The organism is Polynucleobacter sp. HIN8 (assembly GCF_030297615.1).
Classification (GTDB): Bacteria; Pseudomonadota; Gammaproteobacteria; order Burkholderiales; family Burkholderiaceae; genus Polynucleobacter.
On the sequence record NZ_AP028139.1, the window covers coordinates 1,120,485 to 1,134,560 of the forward strand.

Genomic DNA, 14,076 nt, shown 5'->3' on the forward strand with positions numbered 1-14,076 from the left:
CTGTCCTAAATATCGGCTTCGACTTCATTGCCGCGCTCTTCTAACCAATCGCGGCGCGCACCAGACTCCGCCTTGCCCATCAACATATCCATGGTCTTGATGGTTTCACTCTCACTCATCTCGCCCAAGGTCACTGGTAAGAGACGTCGGGTATCCGGATTAAGGGTGGTATCCCACAATTGCTCGGCGCTCATCTCACCCAAACCTTTAAAGCGCGAGATCTGCCACGCACCCTCGCGCACCCCATCTTTGCGTAGCTTGTCTTCAATCGCAATTAGCTCACTCTCATCGAGAGCGTAGATCTTCTGTGCCGGCTTCTTACCCCGCGCGGGAGCATCAACACGATACAGCGGTGGTCGGGCAATGTAAACATGACCGTTCTCTACTAAGCGTGGGAAGTGTTTATAAAAGAGGGTCAAGAGAAGCACCTGAATATGCGAGCCATCCACATCGGCATCGGACAGAATGCAAATCTTGCCGTAGCGCAGGTTGCCTAAATTAGGCTCATCATTGGGTCCGTGCGGATCGACGCCAATCGCCACTGCAATATCGTGCACCTCATTGTTCGCAAAGAGCCGATCCCGCTCGGTCTCCCACGTATTAAGCACCTTACCGCGCAAGGGTAGGATGGCTTGGTACTCTTTATTGCGACCCATCTTCGCTGAGCCGCCAGCGGAGTCACCCTCCACCAAAAAGATCTCGTTTAAGAGAATGTCTTCGCTCTCACAGTCAGTGAGCTTGCCAGGTAGAACCGCGACACCCGAAGATTTTTTCTTTTCCACCTTTTGCCCAGCGCGAGTGCGCGCTTGTGCTTGTTTAATCACGAGCTCTGCCAGTGCTTTGCCGTAATCAACGTGGTGGTTAAGCCATAACTCAAGCGCTGACTTTACAAAGCCAGAGACCAAGCGCACCGCATCGCGGGAGTTGAGGCGTTCTTTAATCTGCCCTTGAAACTGCGGATCCAATACTTTGGCAGACAATATGAATGAGGCCCTGGCAAAGACGTCCTCAGGCATGAGCTTCACGCCTTTGGGCTGCAGAGCATGAATCTCAACAAAACTTTTGACTGCATTAAATAGTCCTTCGCGCAAACCGCTCTCGTGGGTTCCACCCGCAGGAGTTGGAATGAGGTTCACATAACTCTCACGTACCGGTGCACCCTCTTCGGTCCAACTCACCACCCAAGCGGCGCCTTCACCTTCAGCAAAGGCTTCTTCATCGCCAGCACCACTAGCGTAATGCTCGCCCTCAAACGCAGGAATCACTGGGGCGCTATGGCCACTTTGTGCTAAGGCCTCATCGAGATAGCCTTTTAATCCTTGGGTATAGAGCCACGATTGGCTTTGACCGTTTTTCTCATGCACGAGTGTTACTTTGACGCCTGGCAAGAGGACTGCTTTAGAACGCAAGAGGCGCTCGAGATCAGCCATGGGAATAGTGGCGCTATCAAAGTATTTTGGATTGGGCCAAACGCGCACTTTGGTGCCATGCGCTTTGTCGCCTTTGGTGGCCGCTTTGGTTTTGAGCTTCTCAATCACATCGCCATCGGCAAAGGTGATGTTAGAGACCTGCTGCTCACGCCACACGGTCACCTCTAAACGTTTAGCCAATGCGTTGGTCACCGACACACCAACACCATGCAAGCCGCCTGAGAATGCATACGCACCGCCACTGCCCTTCTCAAACTTACCGCCGGCATGCAATTGCGTGAACACAATCTCCACCACGGGTTTTTTCTCTTGCGGGTGCATCCCCACTGGAATACCGCGGCCATCGTCTTCAACACTCACACTGCCATCGGTGTGCAAGGTCACCACCACTTCTTTACCGTAACCACCGAGCGCTTCGTCAGAGGCGTTATCCAAGACCTCTTGAATGATATGCAGTGGGTTATCGGTACGGGTGTACATACCCGGGCGCTGACGCACCGGCTCCAAGCCCTTTAAGACCTTGATGGAGGATTCGCTGTATTGGGATGGTTTACGTGTCGCCATGCGCAGAAATTGTAGTCATATCCATGAGGTGGGTAGCAAAAGCATGGGAAAATAAGCCGATGGGAGCGTTAAGTCATATTCGGGTATTGGATCTAAGCCGCGTTTTAGCGGGTCCATGGTGTGCTCAGAACCTAGCCGATTTAGGTGCGCAAGTGATCAAGGTGGAGCGCCCTGGTGGAGGTGACGATACCCGCCATTGGGGGCCACCGTTTGCCAAAGACCCAAATGGTCAGGACACCACCGAATCAGCGTATTACATTTCCATTAATCGCAATAAGAAATCCATCACTCTTGATATCAGCACTCCCGAAGGGCAAGCGATTGTGCGCGATCTGGTTAAGACCTCCGATGTGGTGATCGAAAACTACAAGGTTGGTCAGTTAGCAAAGTACGGTTTAGATTACTTGAGTTTGTGTGCAATTAAACCGAATCTCATTTATTGCTCGATCACCGGCTTTGGTCAAAGTGGTCCCTATCAGCAACGCCCTGGCTATGACTTCATCTTGCAAGGCATGGGTGGCTTTATGAGCATTACCGGTGAAGCCGATCATCTACCCGGTGGTGGTCCTCAAAAAGCAGGGGTTGCCATCGTCGATTTATTTACAGGCATGTATGCCAGTTCTGCCATCCTAGCCGCGGTGATCCATCGCGATCGTTGCGGTGAGGGTCAATATATTGATATGGCGCTTTTAGATACGCAGGTCGCCATGCTTGCCAATATCTCCAGCAATTATTTATGCAGCGGGGTCTCACCGCATCGCTGGGGTAATGCCCACCCCAATGTCGTGCCCTATCAAACCTTTCAGACCTCAGACAGTTGGATCATTGTGGCAGTGGGTAACGATAGTCAGTTCCGCAACTTTGTGAAGGCTGGTAACCGCGAGGCCTTAGCCGACGATCCGCGCTTTGCCACGAACCCCGCGCGCATTGAGTACCGCGCTGCACTAATCCCTCTGTTGGTTGAGATGGTGAAAGAAAAGACCAAGGCACAATGGATTACTCTTTTGGAAGCAGCGGGGGTACCTTGTGGGCCCATTAATAATTTACAAGAAGTGTTTGAGAACGAACAAGTGATTGCGCGTGGTATTGAAATGCATGTACCTCATCCAACGGCTGGCACCATGAAATTAGTCGCTAGCCCAATGCGTCTATCGAAGACACCGGTTGAAGTACGCATGCCACCCCCACTATTGGGGCAGCATACCGACGAAGTGTTGCGTGACGAACTTGGCATGAGTGCCTCACAAATTAATGAACTGCATCAGAGAGGCATCGTATGACCCAGCGTGCTCCAAGCTTATCGATGGTCCAAGTGCTGATCTTTGGCAGTTTGATGGTCACCCTTTCCATGGGGATCCGTCATGGTTTTGGTCTCTTTAATATGCCCATTACCTCCGCCAACGGCTGGGGCCGTGAGACCTTCGCATTAGCGATTGCGCTCCAGAACTTAATTTGGGGATTTGCGCAACCCGTCGCCGGTGCGCTTGCTGATCGCTATGGTCCATTTAAGATCATGATTCTGGGTGGATTCCTCTATGCCGTAGGTTTGATCGGTATGGCTCTCACCAATGATCCCTGGTTATTTCATTTAGCGGGTGGCCTATCAATTGGTATTGGTTTAGCAGCGACGACCTACAGCGTGGTCTACGGTATCTTAGGTCGTAATGTCAGCGCAGAGAAGCGCGTCTGGGCCATGGGTGTCACTGCAGCAGCAGGCTCTTTTGGGCAATTCTTGATGATGCCTCTGGAGCAAGGCTTGATTACGAGCTTTGGCGCCAACGAGGCACTCATCTATTTAGGACTAATGGCTTCACTCATGATCCCGATTGCATTTTGCTTGCGTGAAACCGGTTTTGCGCCCAATCAAGCGGGTGATCAAACGATTCGTCAGGCCCTGAATGAAGCGATTGGTAATCGTAACTTTCGCTTTTTAATGATGGGTTACTTTGTGTGTGGCTTTCAGGTGGTCTTCATTACGGTTCACCTTGCGCCTTACCTCAAAGATATGGCTTTGCAGTATCCAGACATTAATGGCGCCAGCGTCGCAACCACTGCCCTTGCTTTAATTGGTTTATTTAATGTCATTGGTACGTATTACGCGGGTGTCTTAGGTGCGCGCTATCCAAAACGCTTTTTACTCTCTGCGATCTATCTCTCACGCTCTTTTGCAATTGCCATCTTTTTATTATTGCCCCTGTCATCGATAAGCACCTATGTGTTCGCTGCGGTCATGGGTGTGCTCTGGCTCTCGACCATTCCCTTAACGAACGCGATCGTTGCTCAAATCTTTGGGGTTAAATACCTCACCATGCTCTCCGGAGTGGTGTTCTTCTCGCATCAATTGGGTAGTTTCTGTGGTGCGTATTTCGGTGGCTACTTATACGACCTCACGGGCTCCTATCAGATTGTGTGGGGCATTGCGATGGCCCTTGGGGTCTTTGCAGGCTTGATTAATTTACCAATCCGTGAAGAGCCCCTGCAGCGTCCGGCTAGCGCCTAAGGCCGTAGCAATTCAGTGGCGATGGCCACCTGCTTTCGGTAGAATGCATTCATGAGCCAATCCGCATCAATGACCTCATCTCCGACCTGGAAGAAGATTGCACTCTATGCCAGCAGTGCGATCCTTTTAGCGCTGGTCTTTGCGCTTTACTTCATCCCCGAGGTTGTCATTGGTTTAGCTGAGCAAGCATGGGCCCTGTGTGGCTGGTAGTCCACTCCCGCTGTAGCACAATGGATAGTGCAATCGCCTCCTAAGCGATAGATCCAGGTTCGACTCCTGGCAGGGGGACCAAATTCATATGAGTTTTTATTTTTGAATTAGGAAAATCACTAAATCGATTGAATAACAATGTGTCACACATTTGTTACGCTTTTTCATTCATGCACAGTCCATTGGTGATGAAGTTATCCACAGTGCGTGTGGACAAAACTGCAAAATGATTTGTAAGTGCTGATTTTTAAACGAGTGAGCTAGTATGCTCAATAATTGAGCATCAATCGTGTGGCTTGATTGCTTCGTCAATGAGTTGGCTTACACTTGACTCATGGCAATAATCCCTGTAAGCACTCTCGCCGCTCTCGAAGAAATGTTGCAAAACGCGAGTTGCCATTTGCCCCACGCGTGCTTGCCAGTTCTGTTGGGTGATCGCACCGTCGGTCACCTCGTCCCTGAATTTACCCCCTTTGTAATTGAATGTTTGCAACGCGAACCGATCGCGCATCTTCATGTCAGTGCACGCGGTCTTGCATTAGCAACGGTATCGCCTGCTCAGCTCAGTACGAGCTTGCGTATCTTGGCAATGCGCATGCGTAGCGCCGGATTGATTCCAGCGTGGCGTAATGAAGAGTTTGCATTCTATGGCGCTGATGGTCATGAGTATTTTCGGGTTGAGCGCGCGGCGTTTCGTAGTCTTGGGGTGCAAAGTCAGGCGGCGCATATCAATGGCGTTGCTGCCAATGGCCAACTTTGGGTGGGAAGACGCAGCGAGAGTAAGCAAATCGATCCTGGCAAGCTTGATAATCTGGCTGCCGGCGGTATTAGCGCCGCAGAGACCGTCGTGCATTGCGCGATTCGGGAACTGTGGGAAGAAGCTGGTATACCTGAGCCCATTGCCAGCGGCATCACCCCAGCGGGTAAGTTACTCATTAGTCGCCCTCATCCGCCGCACGGCATCCACCACGAGAGTCTGTTTATCTTTGATCTAGAGCTTCCTAATCACCTCATTCCTGTGAATCACGATGGCGAGGTCAGTGGCTTTATCCAGTTGGACCTTGCGGAAGCCGCCGCACGAATACTGGCTGATGAGTTCACCACCGATGCAGCCTTGGTCACAGCCGACTTCATATTGCGCCGCAATCGTATCGCTTGATCCGGCTCAAGGATGCACTTGGGGGATTCGTGGTTAAATAGGGTTACAAGGATGAAACAGGGGTGCCCCCATTGCGGTGGTGCTGAGAAAGACCCTCGAACCCGATCCAGGTAATGCTGGCGTGGGGAGTTCCATCAAACCGGTACCCGGTTTCGTCCACTCGATGAATATTGTGAGGAGATGGACATGAGCGTTAGCACCGAGAATCAAAAGAAGGTCAAACCAGAGATCCCAAGTCTGAAAAGCTTGGAGCGTGACTTTGGGCAAAAGTTTGCCTATCCGGCTTCCACCAAAACCTATTTGCAAGGATCGCGACCCGACGTGAAGGCGCCGATTCGGGTGATCGAACAGTTGCCGACTAAAACGGGTGAGACCGAATCGGCTAATCCGCCCATTCCGGTGTATGACACCTCAGGCCCCTACAGCGATCCCGACATCGTCATCAATTTAGAAAAGGGTCTGCCCAAATTACGTAGCCAATGGATTAGTGAGCGTGGTGATACCGAGCAACTCGCTGGCCCCTCTTCCGAATACGGTGAGGCCCGTGCTCATGATCCAGCCACCGCCCATTTACGCTTCTCACATATTGCCGCACCACGGGTTGCCAGGTCGGGTGCAAACGTGAGTCAAATGCATTACGCCCGCAAAGGCATCATTACCCCTGAAATGGAGTACGTGGCTCTGCGCGAGTCCATGGGTCTTGAGAAACTTCGTCAAGATCCTCGCTATCAACAGATCCTCAAGCAGCATCCTGGTAAATCCTTTGGTGCCAATATCCCCGATGTAATTACGCCGGAATTTGTGCGCTCGGAGATTGCCGCAGGTCGCGCCATTATTCCTGCCAACATCAATCACCCAGAGTTGGAGCCCATGATCATTGGCCGCAACTTTCGCGTCAAGATCAATGGCAATCTAGGTAATTCTGCGGTGACCTCCTCCATTAATGAAGAGGTCGAGAAAATGGTGTGGGCGATTCGGTGGGGTGCAGACACCATCATGGATCTCTCCACCGGTAAGCACATTCATGAGACCCGCGAGTGGATTATTCGGAACTCGCCAGTACCCATTGGTACGGTGCCTATTTATCAAGCCCTCGATAAGACCGGTGGTATTGCTGAAGACCTCACCTGGGAAATGTTCCGAGACACCCTGGTGGAGCAAGCCGAGCAAGGCGTGGATTACTTCACGATCCATGCTGGGGTATTGTTGCGTTATGTGCCACTCACTGCCGATCGCATTACCGGCATCGTCTCACGCGGGGGCTCCATCATGGCCAAGTGGTGCTTGGCGCATCACAAAGAGAACTTCCTCTACACCCACTTTGATGAGATCTGCGAGATCATGAAAGCCTACGATGTGTCCTTTAGCTTAGGCGATGGTTTGCGTCCTGGTTGCATCGCCGACTCCAATGATGCCGCGCAATTTGGTGAACTGCATACCTTGGGTGAACTGACAGCCAAAGCATGGCAGCACGATGTGCAGGTCATGATTGAAGGCCCGGGTCACGTTCCAATGCAACGCATTGAAGAGAACATGACCGAAGAGCTCAAGCATTGTTTAGAAGCACCCTTCTACACCTTAGGACCCTTGATTACTGATATCGCTCCTGGCTACGATCACATTACTAGTGGAGTTGGTGCGGCGCAGATTGGTTGGTACGGCACTGCCATGCTGTGCTATGTAACACCCAAAGAGCACTTGGGTCTACCCGATAAAGAAGATGTGCGCGAGGGCATCATCACCTACAAGATTGCTGCCCATGGTGCCGATCTTGCGAAGGGCTTTCCGGGTGCTCAGTTGCGCGATAACGCGCTCTCCAAAGCGCGCTTTGAGTTCCGCTGGGAAGATCAGTTCAATCTTGGTTTAGACCCCGAGCGGGCGCGCGAGTACCACGATGCCACACTCCCCGCCGAGGGTGCCAAGATTGCTCACTTCTGCTCGATGTGCGGTCCCAAGTTCTGTTCAATGAAGATCACACAAGATGTACGTGACTACGCCGCAAGTCTCAAAGAAGGCGTCGATCCCGCCAAGGGCATGGAAGAGAAATCGATCGAGTTCCGCAAACGCGGTAGCGAGATCTATCAGTAAGAACGAAGATGAGTATGTCCTACGCCATCATCGGTGCCGGCCTCATGGGTCGGATGATGGCGTATGCCCTCACCAAATCGGGTTCACGGGTTGAACTGTTTGAACGCAGCGGGCCCGAGGCAGAGCACTCCGCAGCGCGGGTTGCCGCTTCGATGCTAGCTCCTCTGGCTGAGTCAGCCATCACGGAAGCACCAGTAGTGCGGATGGGTCTCTATGGCCTTGATCGTTGGAAGCAACTCATTACGGAGTTGAACGCGCAGGTATCGCAACAGACTTACTTTCAGCAAGACGGTACCCTCGTTCTGTGGCATCGCCTCGATGCACCTGAGGCGCAACGTTTTGCTGAGCATCTTGAGCGCAATGTGCGCATGAACCCTGCACTAGCAACCCCATGGCATCTTGATGGCAAGGCGTTAACCGAACTTGAGCCTGCAGTAGCGGAGCGGTTTACTCAAGGCCTCTTTTTGCCACGCGAGGGCCAACTCGATAATCGTCAACTCTTGACTGGCTTACTTGAGTTCTTAACCAAAGCGCAGGTGCCCATGCATTGGCATCGTGCGATAGAGCCCAATGAGCTGCGTGGTCATGGCTTTGATTGGGTCATTGATTGCCGTGGTTTAGGAGCAAAAGCCAGTTGGGCCGATACTCGCAATCCATTGCGTGGGGTTCGGGGGGAAGTGATTCGGGTACATGCGCCGGAGGTTAAGCTCAAGCGTCCTACGCGTTTAATCCATCCCCGCTATCCCATCTACATTGCTCCCAAGGAGAATGATCTGTATGTGATTGGTGCTACGGAGATTGAATCCGATGATCTCTCGCCGGTGAGCGTGCGCTCCTCCATGGAGTTGCTCTCGGCGGCTTACTCGGTGCACTCCGGTTTTGCCGAAGCCCGAATTGTGGAGGCTGCCACACAATGCCGGCCTACGCTTAAAAATAATTTACCCGAGATTTGTATTCCGGAGCCTGGGCTCATGCAAATCAATGGGCTCTATCGCCATGGGTATTTAATTGCACCAGCGATGATGGATGCGGCATTGCAAGTGCTTCGTGGTGAATCTCAAACCCTTGCCAAGCGTTTTGATCTGCAAATCCAGCAAGCTACATTGAGTCAGTCTCTCGTATGATGCGCGTGATCGTCAACCAGCAGGTCCGTGAGCTTGCCCCTGCGAGTAAGGTCAGTGATCTCTTAACGGTGCTTGATGCCAAACCGCCATATGCCGTTGCAGTTAATTTGCAGTTCGTTCCAAAATCACAACATGCGGAGTATGTTTTGCAGGATAACGACTCCGTAGAAATTATTTCTCCGGTAACCGGTGGTTAAACTATCCATACTCGCCTCATGACCGCTCCTTTGCCTACCCATCTCAACGATCCATTGATTTTGTATGGCGAGTCGTTTGCCAGTCGCTTGCTACTTGGCACCTCGCGCTACCCCTCGCCCCAAGTGCTGGAGACCGCTGTGCAACGTGCACGACCAGCCATGATTACCGCAAGCTTGCGACGTCAGGGCTCTGCAGCAACCGAAGCGCACAGCGGCTTTTGGGAGCTTCTTAAGAAAATGGCAGTACCGGTACTACCAAACACTGCCGGTTGCCATAGTCCTCAAGAGGTAATCACCACTGCACAGATGGCGCGTGAGGTGTTTGAGACCAATTGGATTAAGTTAGAACTGATTGGGGATGATTACACCTTGCAACCCGATACCTTACGTTTGGTGCAGACTGCCGAGCATCTCATCAAAGATGGCTTTAAGGTCTTGCCCTATTGCACCGAGGATTTGATTGTGTGTCAGCGCTTGGTTGATGTTGGTTGCCAAGCGGTCATGCCGTGGGCTGCGCCGATTGGTACCGGTCAAGGACCACTCAATCCGTATGCAATGCGTTTATTGCGTGAGCGTCTGTCGGTTCCATTGCTGGTGGATGCGGGCTTAGGCTTACCATCGCATGCCTGCACGGTGATGGAATGGGGCTTTGATGGCGTACTACTTAACACTGCCGTGGCACTTGCCCAAGATCCCGTAGCGATGTCTTCGGCGTTCGCTGCTGCAGTTCATGCAGGTCGGCAGGCATTTTTATCAGGAGCGATGCAACCGCAAGATTCAGCGCAAGCGAGCACGCCATTGGTGGGCACCCCATTTTGGCATCACGAATAGGAATGTAGTGTGAGTCATATTCGGGAGATGGCTAAACAAATTATGGCGGCGCATGGCCAAGATGATTTGTGCTTACCTTTGCCAAGCTTTAGTCCTGATCAACCACCGCCCACTATTAAGACCGAGTCCAGCCAAGATCAATACGAACTCGCGGGTACGATTGCGGCGATTGAGATGGGCTTTATTGAAAGCGATGCACGCGTTTTAGGGAAAGCCTGGTCACGCATGATTAAAGAAGTGGGCGACTTTAATCCGAAGCTCTGGCCCTCACGCCCAGAGTATTTTGAGATGTTGCCCTATTCCCGAAATTCAAATCCAAAGGCTTTTAAAGAGTGTCCCAAGCGCTTAGGCCTCTACGGAGTGTTCCCCGATGCCGATTGGATTAAGCGCATGGTCGATGCCGAACTTCCCACCGCACAGTTGCGATTTAAATCGGATGATGCCAAGAGCATTCGTATGCAAATAAAGGAGGCAGTTGCAGCGGTTAAGGGAAGTAAGACCCTCTTATTTATTAATGATCATTGGGAAGAAGCGATTGCCGCAGGCGCCTATGGAGTTCACCTAGGCCAAGAGGATTTGGTCAGTGCCAATATAGATACCATTCGCGAGGCTGGACTACGGTTGGGAATTAGTACCCATGGCTATGCCGAGTTAGCCATTGCAGATCGGTATTGCCCAAGCTATATTGCAATGGGTGCGGTGTTCCCCACCAATCTCAAGAAGATGCCTACTGCTCCTCAAGGCTTAGGTCGTTTGTATGCCTATGCCAAACTTATGCAACACTACTCGCTGGTTGCCATTGGTGGAATCGATGAAGCTAGTGTTCATGCGGTGGCACAAAGCGGGGTCGGCTCTGTGGCGGTCGTTCGTGCAATTGTGGCTAGCGATGATCCCAAAGCAGCCGTCAAACGCTTGCAAGAGCTCATGAAAACTAACTAACTAACTAATTAAGCGTTTATTGTTAGTCTGGTAATTGAGTGGGATAGAAGTCGTGCATATGCCACAGCGGCCCGGGCCCTTGACCAATTTCTAGATGCTGCCCCGCTTCAATGGCTGCACTCACAAAGGTGATTGCCTTAGCCACCGAGTGGCTTAGATCATGTTTATCGGCCAAGTAGGTCGCAATAGCGCTTGAGAGTGAGCAGCCGGTACCATGGGTGTTCACCGTCGGAATGCGTCGATGCTTAAACTTCTTATGAAACACCACTGGCACATCGTCTTTGCGATCGTGCCAGATTAAATAGTCCACCAGCTCGTGCGGCTCACCTTCTAAATGACCCCCTTTGATCAGGACCGCACGTGGACCAAGGGCTAAGAGTTCTTCGGCAGCCGTCTTAAATTGGTCAACCGCCACAATGGGCCGTCCTAATAAGATCGAGGCCTCATGCAAGTTCGGTGTAATGATGGTCGCAAGGGGGAAGAGCTCGGTCACCATGGTGCGCGCCGTATCGTCACCACCCAAACTCGCACCTGAAGTAGCGCGCAAAACTGGATCTAATACGATTCTACGAATGCCATGTTTTTTTAGAGAAGCGGCTACCGTTTTTACAATAGCGGGACTCGCCAACATACCGATCTTGACCACATCTACACCAATATCAGTAACGACTGCATCAATTTGTGCCTCAATCACATCAAGATCAATGTCTTGGATTCTTGTTACACCCAAAGTATTTTGGGCGGTAATCGCTGTAATCGCGGTCATACCAAAACCACCTAAGGCAGTAATCACCTTCAGATCTGCCTGAATCCCTGCGCCACCACCGCTATCCGATCCCGCAATGCTTAATACCTTAGGGATGAAGATGGGGTTGGGTTTGGAGAGTTTCATGAAAAAGATGTCCTTGGAATCTATTCGCTATTATTACTTAGGAAAAATAAAATTAACCTTCGACCTACGGCCTAGGAAAAATCTTCGCTATTAAAAGTATATGTATTACCTAAATATACAGCCTCAAGAGCTGCTAACTTAATAAACTTTGTAACAGACATACAATGGGATCTATATTGCACTCAACCCTTTATATTAACTAGGATTCATGACAACTAACGCCAAAAACTCATCATCTATAGGTCTCATTGGTCTTGGCGCTATGGGATTAGGTATGGCTAGCTCTTTACGTCGTAGCGGCCATGCCCTTAATGTCTGCGATGTGCGATTCGAAGTAGCTGAAAGTTTTGCATTGGCTGGGGGAAAGGCTTATAAAACGCCTGCCGAACTAGCAAAAGTATCTGACATCATCATTAGTGTGGTTGTAAACGCGGAACAAACCGAAACCGTCCTATTTGGTGAGCATGGTGCAGCAAGTGAAATGAAGCAAAAGTCACTCTTTATCATGTGCTCAACGGTTGATCCTAATTGGTCTGCTTCGCTTGAGAAACGCCTAAATGACTTAGGATTTCTGTATTTAGATGCTCCTATCTCTGGCGGCGCTGCAAAAGCGGCTTCTGGTCAAATCACAATGATGACCTCTGGTCATATTGATGCATACCAAAAAGCAGAAAATGTCTTAGAGGCTATGGCATGCAATATTTACAAATTAGGTGATCGCGCAGGCTTTGGCAGTAAGGTAAAAATTATCAATCAGCTATTGGCTGGTGTTCATATTGCTGTAGCAGCCGAAGCAATGGCCTTAGGCATTCGTGAAGGGGTGGATCCCAATGCTCTTTATGAAGTTATTACGCATAGTGCTGGTAATAGCTGGATGTTTGAAAATCGAATGGCTCATGTCTTGCAAGCAGACTACACAGCTCTATCCGCAGTGGATATTTTTATAAAAGACCTGGGTCTTGTACTCGATACCGCTCGCGCAAGCAAATTTCCACTCCCCTTGGCGGCGACAGCCCATCAAATGTTTATGCAAGCCTCTGCGGCAGGGTATGGTCGCGAGGACGATGCGGCTGTCATTAAAATATTTCCGGGTATTAAATTACCAGATGCAAAATAGTTTATAGAAGATGCACATTTTAATTACTGGGGGCAGTGGTTTCTTGGGAGCGAGCCTAGCTCGTGAGCTTTTAAAAAAACCTCTGATCAGGATTGAGGGTAGATACCCAGCACCACTCTCCACTCTCTTTTTAACTGATTTACACAAAATTCCTGATGATCTTGCTGCAGAGAGCCGTGTTATCCCATTTATTGGCGACTTAAATGAGTTAATAACTTCTAAAACCCTTCCACTAAATAAGATTGATGCGGTTATTCATTTATCTGCTGCTGTCAGTGCAGAATGTGAGGCTAACCTAGACCTCGGTTTACAGAGTAATTTACTGGTCAGTTTAAATTTACTGCAAGCAATTCGTCATCAATCACAACGCCCTGTTTTTGTATTTCCAAGTTCTGTTGCAGTCTATGGGGCATCTCCTGGTCATTCTTTGCCAAGCAAAATCTCCGATATCGATCAGCCCACACCGCAAAGTAGCTATGGAATTCAGAAATTGATGGTTGAGCAGTTAGTTGCTGACTTCTCGCGGAAAGGCTTTATTCATGGCCGTAATATTCGCTTAATGACTGTTTCCATTCGTCCCGGAAAACCAAATGGTGCTGCATCAAGCTTTTTAAGCGGAATGCTGAGAGAACCTTTAGCAGGACAGAACAGCGTAGTTCCGGTCCCACCAGAAACGCGTGTTGCCCTTTCCTCCCTAGATAAAACGCTTGAGGGTTTATTTTGTGCGCTTGAATCTCCATCATTGATATGGGGTGCGCCCACAGCAGTTAATCTCCCCGCACTCAGCACCACCGTGGGTGAGATGGCAGAGGCATTACAAGAGTTGGCTGGTAAAGAAGTTGCAAATTTACTTCAATGGAAGGTAGACCCTCAAGTTCATGCAATTGTGAGTTCGTGGCCAAGTCAGTTTAGTCATCTTCGGGCTAGCCAACTTGGATTAAACCCAGATTCTTCGGTTGAGGACTTAATTCGAACGTATGTAATGAGACATCCGCAAGCTGTATCCTGCTCTATAAGAAAATAAT

General features: G+C 50.4%; 13 protein-coding genes, 1 tRNA gene and 1 riboswitch. Of the genes, 12 read left to right on the forward strand and 2 right to left on the reverse strand.

Features of this window, described 5'->3' with window-relative positions; genetic code table 11:
• Window positions 1-5: 5 nt before the first annotated feature.
• The gene (locus tag QUE65_RS05935; RefSeq protein WP_286280032.1) at window positions 6-1,994 is read right to left on the reverse strand and encodes a DNA topoisomerase IV subunit B; all 1,989 of its coding nucleotides are present in this window, start codon (window positions 1,992-1,994) and stop codon (window positions 6-8) included.
• 59 nt (window positions 1,995-2,053) lie between these two features.
• On the opposite strand from QUE65_RS05935, the gene QUE65_RS05940 reads away from it, so the two are divergent.
• The 10 genes from QUE65_RS05940 to QUE65_RS05985 all read left to right on the forward strand — a co-directional run bounded on the left by QUE65_RS05940 (window position 2,054) and on the right by QUE65_RS05985 (window position 11,042).
• On the forward strand, window positions 2,054-3,274 hold the full coding sequence (locus QUE65_RS05940) for a CaiB/BaiF CoA transferase family protein (RefSeq protein WP_286282463.1): 1,221 nt from the start codon (window positions 2,054-2,056) through the stop codon (window positions 3,272-3,274).
• Window positions 3,271-4,494 carry an MFS transporter gene (locus QUE65_RS05945; RefSeq protein ID WP_286280033.1) on the forward strand — a complete coding sequence of 408 codons (1,224 nt, stop codon included), beginning with the start codon at window positions 3,271-3,273 and terminating at the stop codon, window positions 4,492-4,494. Before QUE65_RS05940 ends, QUE65_RS05945 begins: the two co-directional genes overlap by 4 nt.
• A gap of 51 nt (window positions 4,495-4,545) precedes the next feature.
• Window positions 4,546-4,704 carry a hypothetical protein gene (locus tag QUE65_RS05950; RefSeq protein WP_286280034.1) on the forward strand — a complete coding sequence of 53 codons (159 nt, stop codon included), beginning with the start codon at window positions 4,546-4,548 and terminating at the stop codon, window positions 4,702-4,704.
• 6 nt (window positions 4,705-4,710) lie between these two features.
• A tRNA-Arg gene (locus tag QUE65_RS05955) sits at window positions 4,711-4,785 on the forward strand.
• Window positions 4,786-5,038: 253 nt separating this feature from the next.
• Complete coding sequence (locus tag QUE65_RS05960; protein WP_286280035.1) at window positions 5,039-5,863, forward strand: NUDIX hydrolase; 825 nt, start codon at window positions 5,039-5,041, stop codon at window positions 5,861-5,863.
• Between the two features lie 48 nt (window positions 5,864-5,911).
• A riboswitch (TPP riboswitch) is annotated at window positions 5,912-6,008 on the forward strand.
• A 41-nt stretch (window positions 6,009-6,049) separates the two neighbouring features.
• Complete coding sequence (gene thiC / locus QUE65_RS05965; protein WP_286280036.1) at window positions 6,050-7,951, forward strand: phosphomethylpyrimidine synthase ThiC; 1,902 nt, start codon at window positions 6,050-6,052, stop codon at window positions 7,949-7,951.
• Between the two features lie 8 nt (window positions 7,952-7,959).
• Complete coding sequence (locus tag QUE65_RS05970) at window positions 7,960-9,075, forward strand: FAD-dependent oxidoreductase (protein ID WP_286280037.1); 1,116 nt, start codon at window positions 7,960-7,962, stop codon at window positions 9,073-9,075.
• Window positions 9,072-9,272, forward strand: coding sequence for a sulfur carrier protein ThiS (gene thiS / locus QUE65_RS05975; protein WP_353506658.1), 201 nt, complete (start codon window positions 9,072-9,074; stop codon window positions 9,270-9,272). The genes QUE65_RS05970 and thiS overlap by 4 nt, the downstream gene beginning before the upstream one ends.
• Before the next feature lie 18 nt (window positions 9,273-9,290).
• Entirely contained in the window at window positions 9,291-10,103 is an 813-nt protein-coding gene (locus QUE65_RS05980; RefSeq protein WP_458574746.1) for a thiazole synthase, read from the forward strand.
• Window positions 10,104-10,112: 9 nt separating this feature from the next.
• On the forward strand, window positions 10,113-11,042 hold the full coding sequence (locus QUE65_RS05985) for a thiamine phosphate synthase (protein ID WP_286280038.1): 930 nt from the start codon (window positions 10,113-10,115) through the stop codon (window positions 11,040-11,042).
• A 22-nt stretch (window positions 11,043-11,064) separates the two neighbouring features.
• Here the strand turns inward: QUE65_RS05985 and thiD are convergent, their stop codons facing one another.
• Window positions 11,065-11,934 carry a bifunctional hydroxymethylpyrimidine kinase/phosphomethylpyrimidine kinase gene (thiD, locus tag QUE65_RS05990; RefSeq protein ID WP_286280040.1) on the reverse strand — a complete coding sequence of 290 codons (870 nt, stop codon included), beginning with the start codon at window positions 11,932-11,934 and terminating at the stop codon, window positions 11,065-11,067.
• Between the two features lie 208 nt (window positions 11,935-12,142).
• Between thiD and ltnD the strand changes: the two genes are divergently transcribed.
• Together ltnD and QUE65_RS06000 are read left to right on the forward strand one after the other, a co-directional pair.
• On the forward strand, window positions 12,143-13,051 hold the full coding sequence (gene ltnD / locus QUE65_RS05995) for an L-threonate dehydrogenase (protein ID WP_286280041.1): 909 nt from the start codon (window positions 12,143-12,145) through the stop codon (window positions 13,049-13,051).
• A gap of 10 nt (window positions 13,052-13,061) precedes the next feature.
• On the forward strand, window positions 13,062-14,075 hold the full coding sequence (locus QUE65_RS06000; RefSeq protein WP_286280042.1) for an NAD-dependent epimerase/dehydratase family protein: 1,014 nt from the start codon (window positions 13,062-13,064) through the stop codon (window positions 14,073-14,075).
• Window position 14,076: the final 1 nt, after the last annotated feature.